Origin of the sequence: Mesorhizobium loti (assembly GCF_003148495.1) — a bacterium.
Classification (GTDB): domain Bacteria; phylum Pseudomonadota; class Alphaproteobacteria; order Rhizobiales; family Rhizobiaceae; genus Mesorhizobium; species Mesorhizobium loti.
On the sequence record NZ_QGGH01000008.1, the window covers coordinates 16,468 to 42,682 of the forward strand.

At 63.3% G+C, this 26,215-nt stretch carries 22 protein-coding genes; 11 read left to right on the forward strand and 11 right to left on the reverse strand.

Annotation, left to right across the window (positions count from 1 at the left end):
* Positions 1-39: 39 nt before the first annotated feature.
* From C8D77_RS24910 to tpiA, 4 genes are all read right to left on the reverse strand, one after another.
* Entirely contained in the window at positions 40-1,677 is a 1,638-nt protein-coding gene (locus C8D77_RS24910; RefSeq protein ID WP_109668997.1) for a CTP synthase, read from the reverse strand.
* Between the two features lie 137 nt (positions 1,678-1,814).
* Positions 1,815-2,942, reverse strand: coding sequence for a L,D-transpeptidase (locus C8D77_RS24915; RefSeq protein ID WP_109668999.1), 1,128 nt, complete (start codon positions 2,940-2,942; stop codon positions 1,815-1,817).
* A 211-nt stretch (positions 2,943-3,153) separates the two neighbouring features.
* A complete protein-coding gene (gene secG, locus C8D77_RS24920; protein WP_109669002.1) occupies positions 3,154-3,624 on the reverse strand; it encodes a preprotein translocase subunit SecG in 471 nt (156 codons plus the stop codon).
* 170 nt (positions 3,625-3,794) lie between these two features.
* Positions 3,795-4,562 (reverse strand): triose-phosphate isomerase, encoded by a 768-nt coding sequence (gene tpiA, locus C8D77_RS24925; protein WP_109669004.1) that lies wholly within the window; start codon positions 4,560-4,562, stop codon positions 3,795-3,797.
* Positions 4,563-4,706: 144 nt separating this feature from the next.
* Between tpiA and C8D77_RS24930 the strand changes: the two genes are divergently transcribed.
* Genes C8D77_RS24930 through C8D77_RS24950 form a run of 5 tightly spaced genes read left to right on the forward strand, consistent with a single transcriptional unit; the run spans position 4,707 to position 10,112 of the window.
* Positions 4,707-6,599, forward strand: a complete 1,893-nt coding sequence (locus tag C8D77_RS24930) for a SurA N-terminal domain-containing protein (RefSeq protein ID WP_109669006.1) — start codon at positions 4,707-4,709, stop codon at positions 6,597-6,599.
* Positions 6,596-7,606, forward strand: coding sequence for an anthranilate phosphoribosyltransferase (trpD, locus tag C8D77_RS24935; RefSeq protein WP_109669008.1), 1,011 nt, complete (start codon positions 6,596-6,598; stop codon positions 7,604-7,606). Before C8D77_RS24930 ends, trpD begins: the two co-directional genes overlap by 4 nt.
* A gap of 3 nt (positions 7,607-7,609) precedes the next feature.
* A complete protein-coding gene (trpC, locus tag C8D77_RS24940; RefSeq protein WP_109669011.1) occupies positions 7,610-8,422 on the forward strand; it encodes an indole-3-glycerol phosphate synthase TrpC in 813 nt (270 codons plus the stop codon).
* A gap of 2 nt (positions 8,423-8,424) precedes the next feature.
* A complete protein-coding gene (gene moaC, locus C8D77_RS24945) occupies positions 8,425-8,907 on the forward strand; it encodes a cyclic pyranopterin monophosphate synthase MoaC (protein WP_109669013.1) in 483 nt (160 codons plus the stop codon).
* Complete coding sequence (locus C8D77_RS24950; RefSeq protein ID WP_109669015.1) at positions 8,907-10,112, forward strand: molybdopterin molybdotransferase MoeA; 1,206 nt, start codon at positions 8,907-8,909, stop codon at positions 10,110-10,112. The genes moaC and C8D77_RS24950 overlap by 1 nt, the downstream gene beginning before the upstream one ends.
* A 48-nt stretch (positions 10,113-10,160) precedes the next feature.
* Here the strand turns inward: C8D77_RS24950 and C8D77_RS24955 are convergent, their stop codons facing one another.
* Positions 10,161-10,991, reverse strand: a complete 831-nt coding sequence (locus C8D77_RS24955) for an alpha/beta hydrolase (protein ID WP_109669018.1) — start codon at positions 10,989-10,991, stop codon at positions 10,161-10,163.
* A gap of 310 nt (positions 10,992-11,301) precedes the next feature.
* On the opposite strand from C8D77_RS24955, the gene C8D77_RS24960 reads away from it, so the two are divergent.
* From C8D77_RS24960 to lexA, 4 genes are all read left to right on the forward strand, one after another.
* Complete coding sequence (locus C8D77_RS24960) at positions 11,302-12,927, forward strand: AMP-binding protein (protein WP_109669020.1); 1,626 nt, start codon at positions 11,302-11,304, stop codon at positions 12,925-12,927.
* Positions 12,924-13,760, forward strand: a complete 837-nt coding sequence (kynA, locus tag C8D77_RS24965; protein WP_109669023.1) for a tryptophan 2,3-dioxygenase — start codon at positions 12,924-12,926, stop codon at positions 13,758-13,760. Before C8D77_RS24960 ends, kynA begins: the two co-directional genes overlap by 4 nt.
* 81 nt (positions 13,761-13,841) lie before the next feature.
* Positions 13,842-15,089, forward strand: coding sequence for a kynureninase (gene kynU / locus C8D77_RS24970; RefSeq protein WP_109669025.1), 1,248 nt, complete (start codon positions 13,842-13,844; stop codon positions 15,087-15,089).
* A gap of 437 nt (positions 15,090-15,526) precedes the next feature.
* Positions 15,527-16,264, forward strand: coding sequence for a transcriptional repressor LexA (gene lexA / locus C8D77_RS24975; protein WP_109669027.1), 738 nt, complete (start codon positions 15,527-15,529; stop codon positions 16,262-16,264).
* Here lexA and C8D77_RS24980 read toward each other — a convergent pair.
* Positions 16,258-18,723, reverse strand: a complete 2,466-nt coding sequence (locus C8D77_RS24980) for a ComEC/Rec2 family competence protein (RefSeq protein WP_109669030.1) — start codon at positions 18,721-18,723, stop codon at positions 16,258-16,260. The genes lexA and C8D77_RS24980 overlap by 7 nt on opposite strands.
* Positions 18,724-18,825: 102 nt before the next feature.
* Between C8D77_RS24980 and gltX the strand changes: the two genes are divergently transcribed.
* Both gltX and gltA read left to right on the forward strand, forming a co-directional pair.
* Positions 18,826-20,250 carry a glutamate--tRNA ligase gene (gltX, locus tag C8D77_RS24985; RefSeq protein WP_109669347.1) on the forward strand — a complete coding sequence of 475 codons (1,425 nt, stop codon included), beginning with the start codon at positions 18,826-18,828 and terminating at the stop codon, positions 20,248-20,250.
* 184 nt (positions 20,251-20,434) lie between these two features.
* On the forward strand, positions 20,435-21,763 hold the full coding sequence (gltA, locus tag C8D77_RS24990; RefSeq protein ID WP_109669032.1) for a citrate synthase: 1,329 nt from the start codon (positions 20,435-20,437) through the stop codon (positions 21,761-21,763).
* A gap of 31 nt (positions 21,764-21,794) precedes the next feature.
* On the opposite strand, the gene lpxB is transcribed toward gltA, so the two are convergent.
* From lpxB to lpxD, 5 genes are read right to left on the reverse strand one after another with little or no spacing between them, the layout of a single operon-like run.
* Positions 21,795-22,967, reverse strand: coding sequence for a lipid-A-disaccharide synthase (gene lpxB / locus C8D77_RS24995; protein WP_109669034.1), 1,173 nt, complete (start codon positions 22,965-22,967; stop codon positions 21,795-21,797).
* Positions 22,960-23,877 carry an LpxI family protein gene (locus tag C8D77_RS25000; protein WP_109669037.1) on the reverse strand — a complete coding sequence of 306 codons (918 nt, stop codon included), beginning with the start codon at positions 23,875-23,877 and terminating at the stop codon, positions 22,960-22,962. The genes lpxB and C8D77_RS25000 overlap by 8 nt, the downstream gene beginning before the upstream one ends.
* The gene (gene lpxA, locus C8D77_RS25005; RefSeq protein ID WP_109669349.1) at positions 23,849-24,682 is read right to left on the reverse strand and encodes an acyl-ACP--UDP-N-acetylglucosamine O-acyltransferase; all 834 of its coding nucleotides are present in this window, start codon (positions 24,680-24,682) and stop codon (positions 23,849-23,851) included. Before lpxA ends, C8D77_RS25000 begins: the two co-directional genes overlap by 29 nt.
* A gap of 13 nt (positions 24,683-24,695) precedes the next feature.
* Entirely contained in the window at positions 24,696-25,163 is a 468-nt protein-coding gene (fabZ, locus tag C8D77_RS25010) for a 3-hydroxyacyl-ACP dehydratase FabZ (protein WP_027036657.1), read from the reverse strand.
* A complete protein-coding gene (gene lpxD, locus C8D77_RS25015; RefSeq protein WP_109669039.1) occupies positions 25,156-26,214 on the reverse strand; it encodes a UDP-3-O-(3-hydroxymyristoyl)glucosamine N-acyltransferase in 1,059 nt (352 codons plus the stop codon). The genes fabZ and lpxD overlap by 8 nt, the downstream gene beginning before the upstream one ends.
* Position 26,215 lies beyond the last annotated feature (1 nt).

Below are 26,215 nucleotides of genomic sequence, written 5' to 3' on the forward strand. Positions count from 1 at the left end.
GTTTGTCCAGACATCATGCTCTATCTCTTTGATTTAGAGCTACACTAGTCGGCTCTGTTCCACCGCCGCCTCGATGAAACTGGCAAACAGCGGATGCGGGTCGAGCGGCCGGCTTTTCAGTTCCGGGTGATACTGCACGCCGATGAACCAGGGATGGTCGGGATACTCGACCGTTTCCGGCAGCACGCCGTCGGGCGACATGCCGGCAAACACCAAGCCGCAATCCTCGAGCCGCTCCTTGTAGTCGACATTAACCTCGTAGCGGTGGCGATGGCGCTCGGAAATCTGCGTGTCGCCATAGATCTCGGCGATCTTGGATCCCTTGGCGAGCTCGGCCTGATAGGCGCCGAGCCGCATCGTGCCGCCGAGATCGCTGGTTTCGCGGCGCTTCTCCAGCATGTTGCCTTTCAGCCATTCGGTCATCAGGCCGACGACCGGTTCCTCAGTCGGACCGAACTCGGTCGAGGACGCATGCTCCACGCCGGCCAGCGACCGCGCCGCCTCGATGCAAGCCATCTGCATGCCGAAGCAGATGCCGAAATACGGCACTTTTCGCTCACGCGCGAATTTCGCCGCCAGGATCTTGCCTTCGGAGCCGCGCTCGCCAAAGCCGCCGGGAACCAGGATGCCATGCACCTTTTCCAGCCAGGGCGTCGGATCCTCCTTTTCGAAGATCTCCGATTCGATCCAGTCGAGCTTGACCTTGACGTGGTTGGCCAGGCCGCCATGCGAGAGCGCTTCGATCAGCGATTTGTAGGCATCCTTGAGGCCGGTATATTTGCCGACCACGGCGATAGTGACCTCGCCTTCGGGATTGTGGATGCGGTTGGACACCGCCTGCCAGGGCTCCATGCGCGGCTTCGGCGCCGGATCGATGCCGAAGGCGGCCAGCACTTCCGAATCGAGCCCTTCCTTGTGATAGGCCATCGGCACATCGTAGATATGCGGCACGTCGAGCGCCTGGATCACGGCACTTTCGCGCACATTGCAGAACAGCGACAGCTTTCTGCGCTCTTCCTTGGGGATGGCGCGATCGGCGCGGACCAGCAGGATGTCGGGCGCGATACCGATGCCGCGCAGTTCCTTGACCGAATGCTGGGTCGGCTTGGTCTTCAACTCGCCGGCCGTCGGGATGTAGGGCATCAGCGTCAGATGGACGTAGACGGCGTTGTTGCGCGGCAGGTCGTTGCCGAGCTGGCGTATAGCCTCGAGGAACGGCATCGCCTCGATATCGCCGACCGTGCCGCCGATCTCGCACAGCACGAAATCATAGTCGTCATTGCCGTTGAGGACGAAATTCTTGATCTCGTCGGTGACATGCGGAATGACTTGCACGGTGGCGCCGAGATAGTCGCCGCGCCGCTCGCGCTCTATGATGTTCTTGTAGATCCGGCCGGTGGTGATGTTGTCCTGCTGATTGGCGGAGCGGCCTGTGAAGCGCTCGTAATGGCCAAGATCGAGATCGGTTTCCGCACCGTCGTCGGTGACGAAAACCTCGCCATGCTGATACGGCGACATCGTGCCCGGATCGACATTCAGGTAGGGATCGAGTTTTTTGATGCGTGCGCGATAGCCTCGCGCCTGCAGGAGAGCCCCAAGGGCCGCTGCGGCTATGCCTTTTCCAAGTGAGGAAACCACGCCGCCTGTGATGAATACATATCGCGCCATGGGAGTCATCGCTTAACGCGGCCGGATTGATTCCGCCAGAGAAAAAACCACCGCGAAGGTTTTTTCCCAAGAAGGCGCTCGGGTCGTGAACAGGGCAAAACAAAAGGGCCGGCTGAGCCGGCCCTTTCGGCAGAATGATGGAAACGTCAGATGATAACGACCTTGGTGCCGACCCTGACGCGGCTGTAGAGGTCCATGACGTGCTCGTTGATCATGCGGAAGCAGCCATTCGAGGCGCTGGTTCCGATCGACTGCGGCGCGATGGTGCCGTGGATGCGCAGATGCGTGTCCTTCTTGCCGTCATAGAGATAGATAGCGCGTGCGCCGAGCGGATTCTGACCACCGCCAGGCATGCCGTCCTTGTACTGGCCGTAATGCTTCGGCTCGCGCTTCTGCATGTCCAGCGTCGGGATCCAGCGCGGCCATTCCTGCTTGTCGCCGACCGCAACCGTGCCCTTGAACTGCAGGCCTTCGCGGCCGACCGCAATGGCATAGCGGCGCGCGGTCGAGGACGATTCGACGAGGTAGAGGCGCCGCGCGCTGGTGTCGATGACGATGGTGCCGGCATCGTAACCGGTAAACTCCACGTCCTGCGGCACGAATTCCGGCTTCACCTTGAACTGCTTCTTGGCTTCCTTCTTGGCGAGAGCCTGGTCGAGAGCCCGTGTCTCGGGAAGATATGAGATCGACGACCCGGACGAGGTGCCGCCGAAGAGACCGGCGAACAGACCGCCGCTGCTCGGCTGCTTCTGGCCGATGACCTCGCTGCGCAGCTCGCCATTATTGCCGGTCAAGGCGACGTTCATCGCCTCCGCGGGAAGCGGCTCGGCCGACTGGATCGGCGCGATCGATTCGATTGGCTCGACGATCTTGGCAGCCTGCTTCTTGGCCGGCTTGGCATCGGCCACCTCGGTCGCCTGCGCGTTCTTGCCCCTCTTGGCCAGGAACGCCTGCCGTTCCGCGTCGGCCTTGGCCTTGGCCGCCTCGCGCATCGCCAGTTTCCTGGCTTCGAGCGCCTTGGCTTTGGCGGCTTCCTTGTCGGCAACGATCTTGGCCTCGATCTTCTTGATCTGGGCGAGGTCGTCCGGCGTCGGGTTTTTCTTCTTCTTGAGAAGCTTCAACTGCGTCGCATCACTTTTGACGGCGACGTTGATGGCGGAGGTTGTTTCAACCGAAGGCTGTGCGGCCATATTGGCCGGAACGCCAGCGAAAGCGGGGGAACTCATGCCGAGTGCGGCGCAAAGTCCCAGGAAAATGAAGCTACGAAGCTGCATGGCGAAGATCCGATCGTTCTATGCTTGTTGCCCACGGCGTCGCCCAGCGCCCCCCAAGGGCGCCGGAAATGCCGCGCGCAATCTATAGTCGAATAAGCGCGGGGGCCTCAAGCGTGAGGTCGTGCCTCACCCAGTCGAATCTTTGTGATCCTGCTGCATTTGCCGCGACTGTGTTCAAACGAGCACATATCGCGGCTTCAGGCGCCGAAGACTACTGGTTCGGGACCTGCGGAGTCGCCGGCGCGGCAGGAGCGGCGCCATTGGTTGCCGGCGGCGCCGAACCAGCGGCAGGCGCCATGGCCGGGGCAGTCGCCGGAGCCGCAGCGTCGTTGCCGGATGGCGGCGTCGGCTTGGCGTTACCGGCAGGCGCCGGGGTGGTCGTGCCGGGCAATTGGTTGAGCACGCCCTTGCCGGCACCATCCGATGTCGCCGGCACTCGGTCGAGGATGTCGATCGGCTTCTCGCCGTAGCGGGCAACGATCGACAGTGTCAGCGACGTGGCGAAGAAGGCAGCCGCCAGGATCGCCGTCGCACGCGTCAGCGCATTGGCCGCGCCGCGCGCGGTCATGAAGCCGGATCCGCCACCGATGCCGAGGCCGCCGCCTTCGGAACGCTGCAGCAGCACTACGCCGACAAGGGCGAGCACGACCATGAGATGGATGACGATCAGTACGGTTTCCATAGTTTATCCTGGCAAGGCCTTGCCCGGCCGCGGACACGACCGGTGAATTGGAGGCGGCTCAATACAATGCTTTGACGGCATTTCCAAGCCCGTGGCCGGAATATGGGAAGCAACCCGCCCTTTGCAACGATTTCCGGCGCCGGAAGCCCCGTCCGGCGTGGCAAATGTCTTCAAGCAATATTGCGATAAGCCTCGGCGATGGCGAGAAAATCAGCCGCTTTCAGGCTGGCGCCGCCGACAAGGGCGCCGTCGACATTCCTGACGCCGAGCAGTTCGACCGCGTTGGAGGGCTTGACCGAGCCGCCATAGAGAATGCGCACCTTCGCCGCAACGCTGCCGAGCTTTTCCGACAGCTTTTCGCGGATATGTGCGTGTGCTTCAGCCACATCGGCGGCGGTCGGCGTCAGGCCGGTGCCGATCGCCCATACCGGCTCATAGGCAATGATGGTGTTGGACGGGGTAGCGCTTGGCGGCACCGAGCCGTCGACCTGCCGCGACAGCACGTCGAGCGTCGCGCCCGATTCACGCTGCTGCTGCGTCTCGCCAATGCAAATGATGGCCACAAGCCCGGCGCGCCAGGCGGCGGAGGCCTTGGCCTGGACCGTCGCGTCATCCTCGCCGCGTTGCTCGCGGCATTCCGAATGGCCGACGATGACATGGCTGGCGCCGGCATCCTTGAGCATTTCCGCCGAGATGCAGCCGGTGTAGGCGCCGCTCTCCTTGGTGTGGCAATCCTCGCCGCCGGCATGCACCGGCGTGCGCGACAGGATCTCCGCGGCGTGGGCAAGCAGGGTCGCGGGAACGCAAACCAGCGCCTCGGTCTCCGCATCGAGCCCGCTCATGAAACCGTTGCCGATCATCCTGAGCTCGTTGAGGGAGGCACTGGTGCCGTTCATTTTCCAGTTGCCGGCGACGAGCGGGCGAATTCCTGGTGTCATGGGTTTGCTTCTCCGGGCAATATCGGGCTCTGGACCTCACTACCAAAATCAGGCCACAAAGCAATCGACAGTGGACCGGAAGGGCGCTATTGCGCTTGTTTCAGACTCGGCGCATGCGAAAATGCGCATAAATCGGAAGTAAAAATGCTTGGTATATTGAGAAGCGCGGCAGGCACCTGGGTCGCGAAGGGGCTGTTGGTGTTGCTGGTGCTCAGCTTTTTGGTCTGGGGCATTTCCGGACGGCTGATGGGCGGTTTCGCCGGCCATGATTCGGTTATAACCGCTGGCGGCACCAAAGTGTCGATCAACGAATACCGTCTCGCCTATGATCGCCAGCTCGCCGTCATGTCGCAGCAGTTCGGCCAGCGTCTCAGCCACGAACAGGCAAAGGCGCTCGGCGTCGACAACCAGGTGCTGGCTCAGCTCGTTTCGGGCGCCGTTCTCGACGAACAGGCACGCAAACTGGGCCTCGGACTTTCCAAGGATCGGCTGGCCGAGCTGACGCGCGAAGACCCGGCATTCAAGGGCCCAGGCGGCCAGTTCGACCGCAAAACATTCGAATACATGCTGCGGCAGGTTGGCATGCGGCCCGAGGACTATCTGAAGAACCGTGCCCAGGTGGCGGTGCGCCAGCAGATCGTCGAAGCGGTCTCGGATGGCCTCAAGACTCCGGACACTTTCTTCAAGGCGGTTGCGCTCTATCGCGGCGAAGACCGCACCATCGACTATTTGACCCTGCCCAAGGCACTGGTGGAGCCGATCCAGGCGCCTTCCGACAGCGTGCTTTCAGCCTATTTCGAAGCCAACAAGAAGACATACGCCGCGCCTGAATACCGCAAATTCTCCTATGTCCGCCTCGAACCGGTCGACATCATGGATACGACCGCCGTCACCGACAGCCAGGTCAGCGACGACTACAACAAGAACAAGGCGCGCTACACCACGCCGGAACTGCGCACCATCGAGCAGCTTGTGTTCAAGACGCCGGATGCGGCCAAGGCCGCGCTCGATTCGCTCAAGGCCGGCGCCACCTTCGACAAGCTCGTCACGGCGGAAGGCAAGACCCCGGCCGATACGCTGCTCGGCACGCTGGCCAAGGATAAGATCGCCGACAAGGCGGTCGCCGACGCGGCCTTCGCGCTCAATGCCAACGAAGTCAGTCAGGTCGTGCAGGGCGCCTTCGGCCCGGTACTGCTGCGCGTGACCGAAATCAAGCCCGAGGTGGTGAAGCCGCTGACCGAGGTGTCCGACCAGATACGCAAGGACCTGGCGCTGGGCGAGGCAAGCCGCATCCTTCTGGACGTGCGTGACAGCTATGAAGATACCCGCGCCGCCGGCAGTTCGCTGGCCGACGCCGCCACCAAGCTGAAGCTGAAGCTCATCACCATCGACGCCATCGATCGCAGCGGATTGCGGCCTGACGCGAGCATCGTCAAGGACCTGCCGCAATCGCCGGAACTGATCAAGGCTGTCTTCGATGCCGAACCCGGCACGGAGAACGAAGCTTTGACCACGGCAGACAATGGTTTTGTCTTCTACGAAGTGGCTTCCGTCACGCCGGCTCGCGACCGCACGCTGGACGAGGTTCATCAGAAAGCCGTCGCCGACTGGACGGCAGCTGAGACCACCAAGCGGCTCGCCGCCAAGGCTGACGAGCTCGAAAAGCGGCTCAAGGCCGGTGCCACGCTCGACGTTATTGCCAGTGAGCTCAAGCTGGAGAAGCAGACCAAGCGCGGCGTCAAGCGCGAGGCCGACGATGTCGATTTCGGCAAGGAGGGTGCGGCGGCGATGTTCGGCGTCGGCGAAGGCGGCACCGGCCTGATCCCCTCGCCCACCGGCGACGGTCAGGTCCTATACAAGGTCGCCGAAGTGTTCGAGCCCGCCGGGGCCGATGCCAGCTCGGTGCCGGACGATGCGCAGAAATCCTTCACCTCCGGCATGTCGGATGACCTGCTCGATCAGCTGGTGGCGCAGTTGCAGACGCAGTACGACGTTCGCATCGACCAGGCCGCCGTTGCCCAAGCCTCGACAAGATGAGCGCGCTGAAAACCCATATCGCCAAGGTCGCGACCGGCAGCGCGCTTTCCTTCGAGGAAGCGCGCGAGGCCTTCGACATCATCATGTCGGGTGACGCCACGCCCGGCCAGATCGGCGGCTTCCTGATGGCGCTGCGCGTGCGCGGCGAGACGGTGAGCGAGCTTTCCGCCGCCGTCGCCACCATGCGCGCCAGGATGCTGCGTGTCGACGCACCGGACGGCGCCATCGACATCGTCGGCACGGGCGGCGACAATTCCCACAGTGTCAACATTTCGACGGCATCGGCCTTCGTCATCGCCGGCAGCGGCGTGCCCGTCGCCAAGCATGGCAATCGCGGTCTGTCCTCGCTGACAGGGTCCGCCGACGTGCTGATTGCGCTTGGCGTCAAGATCGACATCTCGCCCGAATTCATCGGCCGTTGCATCCATGAAGCGGGCGTCGGCTTCATGTTCGCGCCCGCGCACCACCCGGCAATGAAGTATGTAGGGCCGACCCGAGTCGAGCTCGGCACCCGCACCATCTTCAACCTGCTCGGGCCTCTCATCAATCCGGCTGGCGTCAAACGGCAGATGGTCGGCGTGTTCCTGCCGGAATGGATCCTGCCGGTGGCCGAGACGCTGAAGGCGCTGGGCGCCGAGCATGCCTGGGTTGCCCATGGCGACGGCTATGACGAGATCACCACCACCGGCGAGACGCAGGTCGCCGAACTGATCGGCGGCGAGATCCGCAGCTTCACGCTAACCCCTGAAGCGGTTGGGCTGGCGCGCCATACCAAGGATGAATTGCGCGGCGGCGACGCGGCCTACAACGCCACGGCATTGCGCGATATGCTGGGCGGTGCTGCCGGCGCCTATCGAGACACCGTGCTGATGAATGCCGGCGCCGGCCTGGTCGTTGCGGGCAAAGCGACGACGCTTGGTGACGGCATCGCGTTCGCCGCGCAAGCCATCGACAGCGGCCGGGCCCTGCAGGTGCTCGACCGATTGGTCGAAATTTCGAACGGGTGAACCGTGTCTGACATCCTGCGCAAGATCGAGGCCTATAAGCGCGACGAGATCGCGGCGGCCAAGGCACGCATGCCGCTGGCCGAGATCAAGGCGCGCGCAAAAGACGCCGATGCACCACGCGGCTTTCTTGCAGCGCTCGAGGCGAAGCAGAGATCGGGCAGCTTCGCCCTGATCGCCGAAATCAAGAAGGCGAGCCCTTCCAAGGGGTTGATCCGGGCCGATTTCGATCCGCCAGCATTGGCGCAGGCCTATGAGAAAGGCGGCGCCGCCTGTCTTTCGGTGCTGACCGACGCGCCGTCTTTCCAGGGCGCGCCGGAGTTTCTCACCAAGGCGCGAGCCGCCGTCGCCCTGCCCGCACTGCGCAAGGATTTCCTGTTCGATCCGTATCAGGTCTACGAAGCCCGCGCCTGGGGCGCTGATGCCATCCTGATCATCATGGCGAGCGTTAATGACGCCCTGGCGAGCGAGCTTGAGGCAACGGCATTCGAACTCGGCATGGATGCGCTGATCGAGGTGCATGACGAGGCCGAGACGCTGCGCGCGGTAAAACTGTCATCGCAGTTGATCGGCATCAACAACCGCAATCTGAGAACATTCGAAACCAGCCTTAAAACGTCCGAGCGGCTGGCGCCGATGGTGCCGGGCGGCCGCCTGCTGGTCAGCGAGAGCGGTATTTTCAGCCATGACGACTGCCTCAGGATGCAGAAGACCGGCATCGACACCTTCCTCGTCGGCGAGAGCCTGATGCGGCAACAGGATGTCGCCGCGGCCACGCGCCTGCTGCTGACGGGCAAGGCAGCGGCCGAGGTGGTCTGACGATGACATCGGCCCTCACCCATCTCGGCGCGCAGGGCGAGGCCAACATGGTTGATGTCGGCGACAAGGAAGAGACGACGCGCACGGCGATCGCTGAGGGCTTTGTCGCGATGCAGCCCGAGACCCTGAAGACGATCCTCGCCGGCAACGCCAAGAAAGGCGATGTGCTCGGCACCGCGCGCATCGCCGGCATCATGGCGGCGAAGAAGACGCATGAACTGATCCCGCTCTGCCATCCGCTGCTGCTGACCAAGGTTTCCGTCGACATCGAGCCGGACCATGCTTTGCCCGGCCTGAAGGTCACCGCGCTTGCGCGTGTCACCGGCAAGACGGGCGTCGAGATGGAAGCTTTGACGGCCGCCTCCGTCGCCTGCCTGACCATCTACGACATGGCCAAGGCGGTGGATCGCGCCATGACCATTTCCGGCATCCGGCTGGTCGAAAAGACTGGCGGCAAATCTGGCGACTACAAGGCTGGCGCCTGATGGCGCTGGTTCCGGTCGCCGAGGCGCTCGAACGCCTGCTGGAAGGCGCTGCGCCGCTGGCCGGCGAAAGCGTTCCGCTCTTCGAGGCCGTGGATCGTGTGCTGGCGGAACCGGTTATTGCGCTGCGCACCCAACCGCCCTTCAACGCTTCCGCCATGGACGGCTATGCGGCGCGTGCCGCCGATGTGGCGTCGGTGCCATCGAGACTTTCTGTGATCGGAATGGCCCCGGCCGGGCGTGGCTTTGACGGCGTGGTCGGCAAGGCACAGGCGGTGCGCATCTTCACCGGCGCGCCGCTTCCCGAAGGCGCCGACACCATCGTCATCCAGGAAAATGTCAGGGATCTCGGCGGCGGCGACATCGAAGTGACCGAACCGACCGCTGAAGGACGCAACATCCGCCGCATCGGGCTCGATTTTTCAAAGGGTGACGTGCTGCTGGAAAAAGGCCGCGTGCTCGACCCGGCGGCGCTGTCGCTGGCGGCATCGGCCAACCACCCCCGGGTCGGCGTGGTAAAACGGCCGCTGGTCGCCATCATCGCCACCGGCGACGAATTGTTGCCGCCCGGCAGCGAACTCGGGCCGGACCAGATCATCTCGTCCAATGCCTATGGCGTTGCCGCCGCCGCACAGTCGGTTGGCGCCCGCGCGCTCGATCTCGGCATTGCCGCCGATCGCAAGGAGGCCATTGCCGCGCTGATCAGACAAGCGGTCGCGGCCGGCGCGGATGTCATCGTGACGCTTGGTGGCGCCTCGGTCGGCGACCACGACCTGATCCATGACGTGCTGACCGGCGAAGGCATGACGCTCGGCTTCTGGAAGATCGCCATGCGCCCCGGCAAGCCGCTGATGTTCGGCCGCCTCGGCGATATCAGGTGTATCGGCCTGCCCGGCAATCCGGTGGCAAGCTTGGTCTGCTCGCAGCTGTTCCTGAAGCCGCTGCTGGCGCGGCTCGGCGGCCGCAATCATCGCCAGGACATCCGCCCCGCGCGATTGGGCGCTGCAATGCCGGCTAATGACCTGCGCCAGGACTATGTGCGGGCCGTGGTCAGGGAAGATGACGGCGCGCTGGTGGCGACGCCGTTCGGCATCCAGGATTCCTCTATGCTGAGAATGCTGGCCGACGCCAATGGGCTGATCGTCCGGCCGCCGTTTACCCCCGCGGCAGCTGCGGGCGAGGCTTGCAGCGTGCTGATGCTGCGCTGAGGAATCCCAGCCAAGCTCTTCATAAGAGACGAGAAAACGATCTCGGCCCTATTCCGAGATCAAGGCCCGGGTCAGCGGATGCGCCGGATCGGCAAGGCCGTCGACAATATCGTAATGATGCCGGTCGGGCTCGACCACGGTGCTGGTGGTGGCGCCTAGGCCGGTCCAGATATTGGCGAGCAGCGCATTCTGGCGCAGGAATTCGGCGCGCTCGCCGCCACCGGCCCAGCAGGTGATGCGGGCACCATCCATCGGCCGCAGCAGCGCCGGGCTTTCAGTCAGCGCCTCCTCTTCGTCGATTGCCAGTGCCTTGTTCATCCCCGTGCGCATGAGCGGACGCAGGTCGTGGAGGCCTGAAATCGAGACGACATGGCGTATGCGCCGCGCCACATCGGCTGTCAGAGGAGTTGATGTGGTCACCATGCGGCTGGCGAGATGTCCGCCGGCCGAATGTCCGGTCAGCATCAGCGGTCCCCCGACCATTGCCGCTGCCTTGCCGATCGCTGTACCGATTTCGCTGACGATGCCGGCGATGCGGATGTCCGGGCACTGCGTGTAGGACGGCATCGCCACGGCGAAGCCATTGCCGACCGCGCCGTTGGCGAGGTGCGACCAGGTACTCTTGTCGGACTCCAGCCAGTAACCGCCATGGATGAACACCACGAGCCCCTTGGGAGCGGCTTTGGGAAGGAAAAGATCGAACCGATTGCGCGGCCCGTCACCATAGGCGATGTCGAGCCGTGCCCGGCCCTCTACCGAAAGCGCATTGCGAAACGCTTGCGCCGGTTCCGCCCAGGCGGCTGGCCAGCGGTCGCTGCCGGCGATGTTCGCACCGTTGGCATAGGCGCTGTCCCAATCGGCAATGTGACGTTCGAACATCGGCACCCTCCCCCGGAATGGCTCGTTTCTGCGCTAGCAATGGCCACCGCCATGCCATGCGTCAATGCTCCAGACCAAAAACATTTTAGGCTTGAAACAAATTTCGACTGGTGCGATCCTGCCCTGACGAACAGCCGACAATGGGAGGTCTGCTGTGCTGCCCAAAACCTGCAGATGTGCACTCTTTCTGGTGGCATCCCGAGCAGGGGCAACGGCGGCACGGAGCCTCCTCAAAAGCAGGACCTTTAGATCCACCACATCCGGCCAGGCGCCTCGGCACTGGCCGTCCAGCAGATGGGATAGCGGCGACATGCTTGGGCCTTCAGCGCATATCGACACGTTCACGCGCGATCACCTGCCGCCGCCGGAGCAATGGCCCGATATCCTGCTCGATGGCTTTGACTATCCCGAACGCCTCAACGCCGGCGTCGAACTGACCGACAGGCTGGTCGAGAAAGGCCTGGGCGACCACACCGCGCTGATCGGCAATGGCCGCCGCCGCACCTACAAGGAACTGTCCGACTGGACGAACAGGCTGGCCCACGCACTGGTCGAGAATTATGGCGTCAAGCCGGGCAACCGGGTGCTGATCCGCTCGGCCAACAACCCCGCCATGGTCGCCTGCTGGCTGGCTGCCACCAAGGTCGGCGCCGTGGTCGTCAACACTATGCCGATGCTACGCGCCGGCGAACTCGCCAAGATCGTCGACAAGGCGGAGATCACCGTCGCGCTGTGCGACACCAGGCTGATGGACGAGATGACCGCCTGCGCCAAGGACAGCGTATTCCTCAAACAGGTCATAGGCTTCGACGGCACCGCCAACCATGATGCCGAACTCGATCGTGCCGCGCTCGACAAGCCGGTGACATTCACTTCCGTCAACACAGGCCGCGACGACGTCGCCTTGCTCGGCTTCACCTCGGGCACGACAGGCGTGCCGAAGGCGACGATGCATTTCCACCGCGACCTCCTGATCATCGCCGACGCCTACGCCCGCGAGATCCTCAAGGTGACGCCGGACGACATCTTTGTCGGCTCGCCGCCGCTGGCCTTCACCTTCGGCCTTGGCGGGCTCGCCATCTTCCCGCTGCGCTTCGGTGCTGCGGCAACGCTGCTGGAGCAGGCGACGCCGCCCAACATGATCCACATCATCGAAACCTACAAAGCGACGATCTCCTTCACCGCGCCGACCGCCTACCGCGCCATGTTGAAGGCCATGGATGAAGGAGCCGACCTGTCGTCGCTGCGCGTCGCCGTTTCGGCCGGCGAAACCTTGCCCGCTCCGGTTTTCGAGGAGTGGACGCAAAAGACCGGCAAGCCGATCCTCGACGGCATCGGCGCCACCGAAATGCTGCACATCTTCATCTCCAACCGCTTTGACGACATGAAGCCCGCGTCGACCGGCAAGCCGGTGGGCGGCTATGAGGCGCGCATCGTCGATGACGAGATGCGCGAGGTGCCGCGCGGCACAACCGGCAGGCTGGCGGTGCGCGGCCCGACCGGCTGCCGCTACATGGCCGACAACAGGCAGAAGGAATACGTCCGCGACGGCTGGAACCTCACCGGCGACACCTTCACGCAGGACAAAGACGGGTTCTTCCATTTCGCCGCGCGCTCCGACGACATGATCGTCAGCGCCGGCTACAACATCGCCGGCCCCGAGGTCGAGGCAGCACTGCTGTCGCATCCCGACGTCGCCGAATGCGCGGTGATCGGCGCAGACGATGCCGAACGCGGCCAGATCGTCGAGGCGCATGTCGTGCTGGCGCAGGGCGTGGCGCCTGACGCGTTGACCACCAAGCGCCTGCAGGACCACGTCAAGGCAACGATCGCGCCCTACAAATACCCGCGATCGGTGAAATTCATCGCCGCTCTGCCCAAGACCCAGACCGGCAAGATCCAGCGCTTCCGGCTGCGCACGGAGAAAATCAATTGAGCGAGCCATACGATCCGGCGTCCGAAGGCGCACAGATGTCGTTCAAGGAGCGCATGTCCTACAGCGACTACCTGCACCTTGAGAAAGTGCTGGAGGCCCAGACGCCGCTGTCGTCGGCGCACGACGAGATGCTGTTCATTATCCAGCATCAAACCTCCGAACTGTGGATGAAGCTCGCTTTGCACGAGATTGGCGCTGCGATCCGTTCTATCCGCGCCGACCGGCTCGAGCCGAGCTTCAAGATGCTGTCGCGCGTCGCCCGCATCTTCGAGCAGTTGAACAACGCCTGGGACGTGCTGCGGACGATGACCCCCAGCGAATACACCGAGTTCCGCGACGCGCTCGGCCAGTCCTCGGGTTTTCAGTCCTGGCAGTATCGCGCCATCGAGTTCATGGCCGGCAACCGCAACCTCGCCATGCTCGGGCCGCACAAGCACCGGCCTGACCTCAGCGGAAAGCTGGAGGCGATCCTGGCCGAGCCATCGCTCTACGACGAAGCGCTGCTGCTTCTGGCGCGCAACGGATTCGACATCGGCACTGATGCCAGGCGCACGGACTGGCGTGAAACGCGAACCGAAAATGAAGAGGTTCTGGTCGCCTGGCAGACCATTTACCGTGATCCGCAGCGTTACTGGATGTTCTACGAACTGGCCGAGAAGCTGGTCGACTTCGAGGACTATTTCCGCCGCTGGCGCTTCAACCACGTCACCACGGTCGAGCGCATCATCGGTCTGAAACGCGGCACCGGCGGCACGTCGGGTGCTTCGTATCTCAAGAAGATGCTCGAGGTCGTGCTGTTCCCGGAGCTGTGGACGGTCCGCACCCGGCTCTGACATCATCGAAATGAAAACAAGCTCACTGAGGGGACGCTCTGTGGCGGAAAACCTTCGCGAACAACCGAGGACTGACCGACCATGAGTGGAATTCCTGATCTCGCTGCAATCGAAGCGATGGATGCCACGGATCCGCTGCGTGCCATGCGCGATCGTTTCATCCTGCCGGAAGGCGTGATCTATCTCGACGGCAATTCACTTGGGGCAGCGTCGCATGCCGTTTTCGGCGAGCTGCAGCAGGCGGCGACCCAGGAATGGGCCCAGGGTCTCATCCGGGCCTGGAATACAGCCGGATGGTTCGAGATGCCGATCGAACTCGGTGACCAGCTCGGGCGCCTGATAGGAGCCGGGGCCGGCCAGACCGTCGTCTGCGACACGACGTCGACCAACATCTACAAGGTGCTGCATGCGGCGCTGGAGATGCGGCCCGGCCGGTTGGCCATCGTCGCCGAGGGCGACAGTTTTCCCACCGACCTGTACGTCGCCGAAGGCGTGGCCTCGACCCGGGATGGCGTCCTGCTGCGCCTCGCGGGCGTCGACGCGCCAACCATCGAAGAACTGATCGACGAAAGCGTCGCGGTGGTGCTGGTCAACCACGTCAATTACAAATCGGGTGAACTGCGCGACATGGCGGCGCTGACGCGCAAGGCTCATGCGGCCGGAGCGCTGGTCGTCTGGGATCTATGCCACACCGCCGGCGCTCTGCCGGTCGAGCTCGATCACGCAAATGCCGACTTCGCCATCGGCTGCACCTACAAGTACCTCAACGGCGGTCCGGGCGCGCCGGCCTTCATCTATGCCGCCCGGCGCCACCACGGCGAGATCAGCCAGCCACTCAGCGGCTGGTGGGGGCATGCGCGGCCCTTTGCCTTCGAACAGGGTTACGTGGCCGGCACCGGTATCCGCCGCTTTCTGTGCGGCACGCAGCCGGTCCTGTCGATGCGGGCGCTCAAGGGTGCGCTTGCCATCTGGAACGACGTCGACATGGCGGCATTGCGAAAGAAAAGCGTCGCGCTGACCGAACTGTTCATCCAGCTCGTCGAAGCAAAGTGCGGCGCCTATGGTCTCACGCTGGAGACCACCCGCGACGCGACCAGCCGCGGCAGCCAGGTGTCGTTCCTTCACGATCATGGCTATCAAATCATGCGGGCGCTGATCGAGCGTGGCGTGATCGGTGATTTCCGCGCGCCATCGACCATCCGTTTCGGCTTCACGCCGCTCTATGTCGGCTACAAGGATGTGTGGCTGGCGGTCGAGGTGCTGGAAGACATTCTGCGCACGGGTGCATGGAAGGACCAGCGTTTCGCCGCCAAGGAGGCCGTTACCTAACGCAGCCGTCTCGACGATCTGTTGTCATCGGCTCTCCCCTTGGTCGGATGACGAAGAGACGAATTTCCAGCTCGCACATGCGTTCGTTGCTGGTGGCCAGCGCAGGCTACAATAATTAACCAAGGTTGGCGTTTTGGCTTCGTTTCGTTCACGGCAAACGAAAGCTGGAAAGCCCACCGTCGAGGGGCCTGTCGGCAGCCATGCCAGGCCTGATCTCGGGATGGGCCACAGGCTATTAACCATAACAATTTCAATGTCGGAAAGCGCACTGCGACGGCATGCAGGCGTCGACGAGATCCGCTTGCAACCGCGGAATAATTTCCGCCACCTTAACAAATTCATTAAACTTTAAACGGTTGCAGAACACAACTGGAACAGATAGTGTTTGTTCTGGGTTTGTTTTTCTGATTCTGGTTTCAGGTACCCTGGGGGCCGCCATGCTGACGCGCAAGCAACACGAACTGTTGATGTTCATCCATGAACGCCTGAAGGAAAGCGGCATTCCGCCATCCTTCGATGAGATGAAGGAGGCGCTCGATCTTGCCTCCAAATCCGGGATTCACCGGCTGATCACGGCACTGGAGGAGCGCGGCTTCATTCGCCGGCTGCCCAACCGGGCACGCGCGCTGGAAGTGCTGCGGCTGCCGGATTCGATCGCGCCCGGCCTCAACGCGGCAAAAAAATTCTCGCCAAGCGTCATCCAGGGCAGTCTTGGTCAAGGCGGCCTTGGCCGGCAGATCAAGCCGGCGCTTTCGCGGATGTCTTCGGCCGGCAATGACGACGACGTGGTCTCCGCGGTGTCGATCCCGGTGATGGGCCGCATCGCTGCCGGTGTGCCGATCGACGCCATTCAGCATCAGACGCATTCGATCTCGGTGCCGCCGGACATGATCATGGGCGGCGAGCACTATGCGCTGGAGGTCAAGGGCGACTCGATGATCGAAGCCGGCATTTTCGACGGCGACACCGTCATCATCCGCAATGCCGACACGGCGAGCCCCGGCGAAATCATCGTGGCGCTGGTCGATGAAGAGGAAGCGACGCTGAAGCGGTTCCGCCGCAAGGGCGCCTCGATTGCTCTCGAAGCCGCCAATCCGGCCTATGAAACCCGTATTTTCGGGCCGGACAGGGTCAAGGTGCAAGGCAAGCTCGTCGGCCTGATCCGACGCTACTGAGACAGCTGCGGTTTAACCACTGGCTTCTCGGGTCTCTTGAAGGGCGGCAGTCCCCTCGCCTCGCGTGAGAATTTGCGTTGTTCATGCCAAGGCCGGTAGGGCCTGTCCACCGCGAAGCTGACGGTTGCCGGCGTGGTCGCCGACTGGCGATCGAAGAAGACGGCAGCGCTACCTTTGCGGGCCAGTTGTCGCTTAGTGATGACGAGAACCAGCGGATTGTGACAAGCGTCATAGGCCGTCGCGTCATTGATGACGATCAGCCCGGCGAAGCCGCAGGCTTTCCACGTGTCCTTGCGATCCTCGACATAAGCAATGATCGCGCCGGACGTGTGCTTGGCGAGACAAACGCCTGAAGTGCAATAGAACGGCGATCCCGGCGGCAGTTCCGGGGCATCCGCGATCTCGAATTGTGCGTCTCCTTGGGTGAAGACTTCCGGCACGACGATGGTTTCGGATGTCAGTGCGCGCTTCCAGTTGTCGACGGTGAATTCGTTCGGCCGTGCGCGGCTGACGGCGAACTCGCCGCCGCCGATCGGCAACGCAACCAGTCGAGCGTCCTCGGAGATCAGCACGTCGGGTGTGCGCGTATCCGAAACGGTCAGCAGGCCGGCAAGCGCGAAGGGAAGAGCGACGAGCCGCAGCCATGTCGTCGCCATCGTCGCGATGACCAGGGCAATCGCCACCAGCAGGACAGACTGCTGCGAAATCAATCCGACTCCATCGACGGGCGAACGCTCGGAAATCCATCCGGACATGGCGATCATCGCGGTCAGGCCCTTGCCCATCACATAAAGGAATGGACCATCGGCGCCGAAGGGCATCGCCAGCGCACTGAGGACGGCGAAAGGCATGACAACCAGTGACACGATTGGCATGATGGCCAGATTGGCGAACAGGCTTAGCGGCGACACACGCTGAAAATGCCAGATAGCAAACAGCGCCGTGGCGCCGCCGGCGATAATGGATGTCATGGCCAAGCCGCCCGCCGCCAGGAGGAATTTTCGTGTCAGGAAGCCGGGCAAGGATCGCTTCGGCGGCGGCGGTCTGGTTTTCCCCGCGCGATGATCCGACCAGCCGGCATAGGCGCCGACAAGTGCTGCGGTTGCCGCGAAGGACATCTGGAAGCTCGGGCCGACCACCTCGTGCGGCGACACCACGATGACGGCGATCGCCGAGATCGCCAGATTGCGCATGGTGAGTGCCGCCCGATCGAACAGAACGGCAATCAGCATCACCGCCAGCATGATGAAGCTGCGCTCGGCGGCAACGACGACGCCAGAGATGATGAGATAGGCAGCGATCGAGAACAGTGCCGCGGCGGCGGCATATTTCTTGACCGGACGACGCGCGGAAAAGTCGGGAAACAAGGCGAAGGCGCCGCGCAGCAGACCCATGATGGTGCCGGCGACCAGCGCCATGTGCAGTCCTGAAATGGAGATGATGTGGTAGATGCCTGTACGCCGCATCGCTTCATTGATTTCATCGGGAATGCCGGCGCGCACGCCGACGATCAGCGCCGCGGCGATCTCACCTTCGGCGCCACCAATGCTGGCCCTGATGTGGTCGGCAATCGCTTCTCGGGCATTTTCTACGCTTGAGGAAAGGCGGGCCGATAGCGGCATGTCGCCGTCATCGGTGACGACAAGCTTTGGATTGCCGAGAAAGAACCCGCTGCCGCCGATGCCGGCGAAATAACTGTCAAAGGAGAAGTCGTAGCTTTCCGGCCGCACCGGACCGGTCGGCGGCAACAACTTGGCATATCCAATGATCAGGGATCCGGCTGTCATGTCTGCCGGGATCTTGCGTGCCGAAAGCCGCACCCGCTCCGGCATATAGCGCAATTTCGGCCTTGCGGTCGAAGTCACGTCGATGGTCAGCCGGATGCGGCCGCTCTCCATCTGGTCGATCGAGACGACCCGGCCGGTCACCTGCGTCGAGATTTCCGAACCCAGCATCTGCGTGCCCGCGCGCCACGTTTCGACCTTTGCGGCGAGTAGCCCGAGCGCACACAGCAGCGCGGCCATGAAGCACAGATGGGTCTTCGGCCATGAACGGGAGACCAGCGCACAGAGCGCCGCCAGGGCGACGACCGCGACGGGCTTGGCAAAGTCAGGCTCCGCCGTCAGCGAAAAATAGCCGATCGCTCCGATCGCCAGGCAGACCGGCACCAGCAGGAAGGCCACGCCTCGGTCGAGTTCCAGGCCCGCTGCTGTGGCTACGCTATGGCGCAAGCGAGGCAGCGAAATCCGGCCGATTTGCCGGCGCACGCGCACGATCCTGCCGGTTTCGGCAACTGGAACAGAGGCGCCGACATCCGCTTGTAACGGCGCTTTGCCGGGAGCCGGCACAAGGGGCGACGGCGGCGGCAGCGGGGCTGGCAGAGGCGCAAAGAGGGACCGTTCGCTGACGCCAATAGCGGCGTCCTCGCCCTGATCCGAGCCCCTGCCTCGTCCAGCCATCGGGTCTGCCCCTTGCGCCCTCGACACCCTATGCTACATGAACGCCAACCGCGCGAAAGTCCGCGCGACAGCACCCCGCTTCAGATGGTTTCCGAGAGTTCCATGTCCGACAAGGTCGTCACCCGTTTTGCCCCCTCGCCCACCGGTTACCTGCACATAGGCGGTGCGCGCACGGCGCTGTTCAACTGGCTGTATGCAAAGCACACCAGCGGCACGATGCTGCTGCGCATCGAGGACACCGACCGCGAACGCTCCAACCCAGCCGCGACGGCTGCCATCCTCGACGGACTTACCTGGCTCGGCCTGACCTGGGACGGCGAGCCGGTGTCGCAGTTCGAGCGTGCGCCGCGCCATCGCGAGGTAGCCGAGGACCTCGTGCGCATGGGCAAGGCATATTATTGCTACGCTACGCCAGCCGAGCTGGAGGCGATGCGCGAGGCCGCCAGAGCCAAAGGCCTGCCGCCCCGCTACGACGGTCGCTGGCGTGACCGTGACCCCTCAGAGGCGCCTGCAGGCGCCAAGGGCGCCATCCGCATCAAGGCGCCGACCGAGGGCGAGACGGTGGTGCATGACCGCGTCCAGGGCGAGGTGCGCTTTCCCAACAAGGACCTCGACGATTTCATCATCCTGCGTTCGGACGGCAACCCGACCTACATGCATGCCGTCGTCGTCGACGATCATGACATGGGCGTCACCCACATCATCCGTGGCGACGATCACCTGACCAACGCCGCCCGGCAGACCGTGATCTACGACGCCATGGGCTGGGCCGTACCGTCCATGTCGCATATTCCGCTGATCCATGGCGCCGACGGCGCCAAGCTGTCGAAGCGGCACGGCGCGCTTGGCGTCGAGGCCTATCGCGCCATGGGCTACCTGCCGGAGGCGCTGCTCAACTACCTGGCGCGCCTCGGCTGGAGCCATGGCGACGACGAGATTATGTCGATCAAGGACATGATCTCCTGGTTCGACATCGGCGACGTCAACAAGGGCGCGGCCCGGTTCGACTTCGCCAAGCTCGAGGCGATCAACGGCGCGCATATGCGCCGCATGAGCGATGCCGAGCTGTTCGATATCTTCATCGCCACCCTACCCTATCTGGAGGGTGGCCCGGCAATGGCCTCGCGCTTGAACGACGCCAACAAGGCGCAGTTGCTGGCAGCACTTCCGGGCCTGAAGGAGCGCGCCAAAACGCTGGTCGAACTCGTCGATGGCGCAGCCTTCCTGTTTGCCACGCGACCGCTGCCGATCGATGACAAGGCCGCCCTTCTGCTCAATGACGATGCCCGCAAGATCCTGCGCGGTGCTCACGAAGCTTTGAACGGGCTTACAGGTGACTGGACGGCCGCTGCAGCGGAGGCCGCGATCCGCGAGGTTGCACTCGCTGGTGGCCACAAGCTCGGCGCCGTGGCCCAGCCTTTGCGCGCCGCTTTGACCGGCAAGAGCACCTCGCCGGGCGTGTTCGATGTGCTCGCCGTGCTCGGCCGCGAGGAAAGCCTGGCGCGCATAACCGATCAAATCGATTAGGAGCAAACTGGCCCAAGAAGATTGGCATTGAAAGGCGGGTTTCGCAGTGCAACATTAGGCCTTGGCCCAATCTGGCACGCACCTCCTGAAATGCGGTGGCGAATACGCGCATTGCGGTGATTTCGAAGTGTCGCTTTGCAAGATTTTGCCTTTGCCGGCATGAGGAAACAACAAGGAGTTTGCAATGACCGAAGCTGCGAAAAAACTGGATTTGGGCGGCAAGACCCAGGAGGCCACGGCAACGCTTGAATTCGCCGGCAAGACTCACGAATTCAAGGTGCGAAGCGGTTCGGTCGGGCCTGATGTCATCGACATCGCCTCGCTCTACTCCACCACCGGCGCCTTCACCTACGATCCCGGCTTCACCTCGACGGCAAGCTGCGAATCCGAAATCACCTTCATCGACGGCGACGCCGGCATCCTGTTGCACCGCGGCTATCCGATCGACCAGTTGGCCGAACACGGCGACTTCCTCGAGGTCTGCTATCTCCTGCTCTACGGCGAATTGCCGACCAAGGCGCAGAAGGACGATTTCGATTATCGCGTGACGCGCCACACCATGGTGCATGAGCAGATGTCGCGCTTCTTCACCGGCTTCCGCCGTGACGCGCATCCGATGGCGGTGATGTGCGGCGTGGTCGGCGCGCTGTCGGCCTTCTACCATGACTCCACCGACATTTCCGACCCTTACCAGCGCATGGTCGCCTCCATGCGGCTGATTGCCAAGATGCCGACGATCGCGGCGATGGCCTATAAATACCACATCGGCCAGCCCTTCATTTACCCGAAGAACGAGCTGAATTTCGCTGCCAACTTCCTGCACATGTGCTTTGCCGTGCCGTGCGAGGAGTACAAGATCAATCCAGTGCTGGCGCGCGCCATGGAGCGCATCTTCATACTTCACGCCGATCACGAACAGAACGCCTCGACCTCGACCGTTCGTCTCGCCGGATCGTCGGGCGCCAACCCGTTCGCGTGCATCGCTGCCGGCATCGCTTGCCTTTGGGGCCCGGCGCATGGTGGTGCAAACGAAGCGGCGCTCAACATGCTGGGCGAGATCGGCCATGTCGATCACATCCCGGAGTTCATCGCCCGCGCCAAGGACAAGGACGACCCGTTCCGGCTGATGGGCTTTGGCCACCGTGTCTACAAGAACTACGATCCGCGCGCCAAGATCATGCAGAAGACCGCGCACGAGGTTCTGGGCGAGCTTGGCATCAAGGACGATCCGCTGCTCGACATCGCCATGGAACTGGAAAAGATCGCGCTGACAGATTCCTATTTCATCGAGAAGAAGCTCTACCCGAACGTCGACTTCTATTCCGGCATCACGCTGAAGGCGCTGGGCTTCCCCACCACCATGTTCACCGTGCTGTTCGCGGTCGCCCGCACCGTCGGCTGGATCGCGCAGTGGAAGGAGATGATCGAGGACCCACGCCAGAAGATCGGCCGCCCGCGCCAGCTCTATACCGGTGCGCCGGAGCGTGACTATGTGCCGATCGCAAAGCGGTGATCGAGGCTTTCTGGATTGAAAAAGGCGCCCGTCAGGGCGCCTTTTTTATGTGACGCAGCACAACGCCCGCCGCGATCTCGCCTGAAGGCTTGTTGGTCGCCATGCGCCGCGTGATCTCGGCGAAGCCCTGCTCCTGCCAGGCGCGCATCCCACTGTCTGCAAACAGCGCTTCCAATTGCCGGGCCAGATTGTTCGGCTTGACATACTCATTGTAGAATTCCGGAATTAAGGCTCGATCCGAGATCAGATTGGGCAGCAGCGCCGACCAGACGGACAGCAGGTAAGGCGCCACGACTCGGGCGACGGGATCGAGCCTGTAGCAGGAGACCATCGGCACGCCGGCCAGCGCCAGCTCCAGCGATACTGTCCCGGACGCGATCAGCGCGGCATCGGCTTTGCCGAAGGCCTGCCATTTGCGCTGGGAATCGACGATGACCTCAGGCTTCTCATCCCAGCGGTTAACCGAGGATTTGACCAGGTCGGCGACATGCGGAACCGTCGGCAGCAGCAGGCGCAGGCGATGTCCACGCGCGCGCAGCATCGACACCGTCTCGCCGAACGGGTCGAGCAGGCGCCGCACCTCACCGCGCCGCGAACCGGGCAGGACAAGCAGGGTCTTGACGCGATCAGGAGAAAGGTCGCGCGGCAGGTCCTGCGCCTTGGCCGCGGCGAGCACGCCAGCATCATGGGTCAGGCGATGCCCGACATAGGTGCCCGGTGGGCCGCCCAGCCGCTCGAGCTCCTTCACCTCGAACGGCAGGATGCAGAGGATATGGTCGACATAGGGCTTCATCGCCACCGCCCGGCCCGGCCGCCACGCCCAGACGCTCGGGCAGACATAGTGGATGATCGGGATCGATGGATTGGCCGCCCGCACCTTTTTGGCGACGCGCAGCGAAAAGTCCGGGCTGTCGATGGTGACGAGGCAGTCCGGCTTTTCGTCCTCAACGGTCCTGGCCAGCTGACTGATCCGCCGCATCAGGCGCGGCAGGTCGCGCAAGATGGCGCTGAACCCCATCAGGGCGATCTCGCCGGCATCGAATGGCGAGGCCAGTCCCAGCGCCTGCAAATGGCGGCCGCCGAGTCCGACGAGTTGCACCTCGCGCCCGGTAGCCTGCTTGAGCGAACGCACGATGTCGGCGCCGAGCAGATCGCCAGACTCCTCTCCGGCAACGATCGCGATCTTCAATGCCCTGTCAGCCATTGTGTGGCTCCGTCGCGGCAGGCAGACCAATGACGAACAGACCGAGTGCGTTGGCGCGCGCGATGGTTTCGGGGCCTTCGAGAATCAGCGAACGTCCCGCCTCGACGGCAATGCCGGCAAGCCCGGCCGCATGCACGGCTTCGACCGTTTGCGGGCCGATGGAAGGAAGATCCGCGCGCAGTTCCTGACCAGGCTTGGCGCACTTGACCAGAACGCCGCGGGTCTTCCCCGCAATACGGCCATGGCCGCGCAGCAGCTTCGCACGGTCGAGCAGTCCGGCCGTCCCCTCGATGCCTTCCAGCGCGATCGTTCGACCGCCGACCGCAATCGCCGCCTGGCCGATATCCAGCGCGCCGATGGCCTTTGCCGCTGCAAGGCCTGCCTCGATGTCGCGCCAGTCCGATTTCCGCGGGATGGCTTTGGTCAGGACGCCTTCGGTGGCGACAAGGTTCGGCACGATTTCGTGGGCGCCGACGACCTTTATTCCACGCGATTCGAGACCTCGCGCCAGGACCTTCAGCAGGCCATCGTCGCCACGCGCCAGCGCCGCGACAACAACCGGTATCACTGCGAGCAGGCTGAGACTTGGACGGAGCTGGGTCAGTCTTGGCCGGCGCTTGATCTCGCCGGCAAGCACCAGATGGGTGATCCGGTGCCGCCTCAGCAACGGTATCAGCGAGCCGATACCTTCCAGGGCGAGGCTTTCATGCTCATACCGGGAGAGCTCCGCCATCCGGTCGGCCTCGCCTTCCATCACGATGACAAAGGGCGGATAGCCTTGTTCAGCCGAACCGGCCGCGACTTCGACCGGCAGACTGCCGCCGCCGGCGATGATGCCGACCCTGGAGCCCGGCGAGAGATCAAGACGCGCTGCCGCTGCCTCAGTCTTCGTCATCGACATCGTCGCCATCGCCGCCCTTGAGCGACGGCACAGCATAGTGCCGCTTGCCGCGACTGGTGATGAAATCGATGATCTTCATGGCGGTCGGCGACGACGCGAACTCCGCCTTGGCGAACTCGATGTTCTCGCCAACGGTGCGGGAACGATCGAAGATCATCCTGTAAGCCTTGCGCAGCACAAGGATTTCGGACCTCGGCAGGCCGGAGCGCTTCAGGCCGATAATGTTGAGGCCGCGCAGGCTGGCGCGGTTGCCGACCGCGATGGCATAGGGAATGACATCGCCGACGATCGCGGAGCAGCCACCCAGAAAGGCGTTGTCGCCGATGCGGACAAACTGATGCACAGCGGTCAGGCCGCCGATATAGACGTTGTTGCCGACCTCGCAGTGGCCGCCCAGTGTCGCGCCATTGGCGAAGGTCGCGTTGTTGCCGACGACGCAATCATGGGCAATGTGGGCGTAGGCGAGGAAATTGCCATTGTCGCCGACCGTCGTTTCGCCGCGGCTGGAATCGGTACCGAGATGCATGGTCACGCCTTCGCGGATCGTGCAGTTCTTGCCAATGACCAGGGTGGTGCGACCGCCCTTGTGCTTGGTGTTCTGCGGCGGTGCGCCCAATGTTGCCATCGGGTAGACCTTGGTCGAGGCACCGATCGATGTCGCGCCCATCACCGAGACATGACTGACCAGTTCGACGTCATCGCCGATCACCACATCGGCGCCGACGTGACAGAACGGTCCGATGCGCACGCCTTGGCCGATTTGGGCGCCTTCCTCCACAACGGAGGAAGCATGGATGGATGTCTTGATTTTCATAAGCATTCGATCGTCAGTCGCTGGTGACCATCATGGCTGAAATCTCGGCCTCGGCCGCCTTGGCGCCGTCGACCATGGCTTCACAAGCGAATTTGAGCAGGTTGCCGCGTTTCTTGATTTTCTTCACATAGATCTTCAACTGGTCGCCGGGAACGACCGGTTTGCGGAATTTGGCGTTGTCGATGGTCAGGAAATAGACCAGCGACGGCTTTTCAGTGCCCAGGCTGCGGATGCAGATGGCGCCGGCGGTCTGCGCCATCGCCTCGACGATGAGCACACCCGGCATGACCGGCTGCTCGGGGAAATGGCCCTGAAAATGCGGCTCGTTTATGGTCACGTTCTTGATGCCGACAGCGGACTCGTCGCCGTCGATGTCGACGATGCGATCAATCATCAGGAACGGATAGCGGTGCGGCAGGAGCTTCATCAGCCCCATAATGTCGACCGCTTCCAGCGTCGTCGACGCGATCATGTCAGCCATTGCCTCCCTCGCCCTGTTTGCGGGTCCTGGCGAGCCTGCGCAGCATGGCTATCTCCCGCATCGCTTCCGCCATCGGCTGTGCCGGATAACCGCCCCAGATTTCGCCTGCAGGGACATTGCTCATAAATCCACTTCTGGCGGCAAGCTTGGCCCCGGACCCGATGGTCAGGTGATCCGCAAGCCCGACGCCGCCGCCCATGGTGACATTGTCACCCACGACCACGGAACCCGAAATACCCGAAAGCCCGGCTATTATGCAATTGCGGCCGATGCGGACGTTATGGGCGATCTGTACGAGATTGTCGATCTTGGTGCCCTGGCCGATGATCGTATCGGACATGGCGCCGCGATCGACGGTGGTGTTGGAGCCGATCTCGACGTCGTCTTGAATGACGACACGGCCGATCTGCGGCACGCGTTCGGGTCCCTTGGCGCCGCCGACGAAGCCAAAACCATCCTGGCCGATCCTGGCACCGCCATGGATGATGACGCGGTTGCCGATCAAGGCATACTGGATGCTGGCGCCCGGACCGACATAGCCGTCACGGCCAATCTGGCAGGACTGGCCGATGACGGCATTGGGCGCGATGACGGTACCGCTGCCGATCGAAGCACCCGGCCCGATGACCGCGCCGGCCTCGATGACGGCACCGGATTCGACATGTGCGGTCACATCGACATGAGCATGCGGCGAGACGCCGGTTTCGCTGGTCATCGGCCCTGGCGTCGCCGCCCTTGGAAACAGCAGGCGCCCGACAAATGCGAAGGCCTGTTGCGGACGCGGATGAACCAGAACGGCAACGCCGGCCGGCGCCTTGCCGGCAAATTCCGCCGGGCACAGGACCGCGGCCGCCCGCAGCGACGGCATCAGCGCGGAATTACGCTTGCCGTCGACAAAGACCAGCGCATTCTCGCCGCCATCGCTCGCTGGCGCGAGTGCCTCGATCGAAATATCGGAGTGGCCGGAATCGACAAGCACCGAGCCGGTCAGATTCGCGACTTCGCCCGCCGTGTACCGGCGTGATGGCGCGAAGAACACCGGATCGGTCATT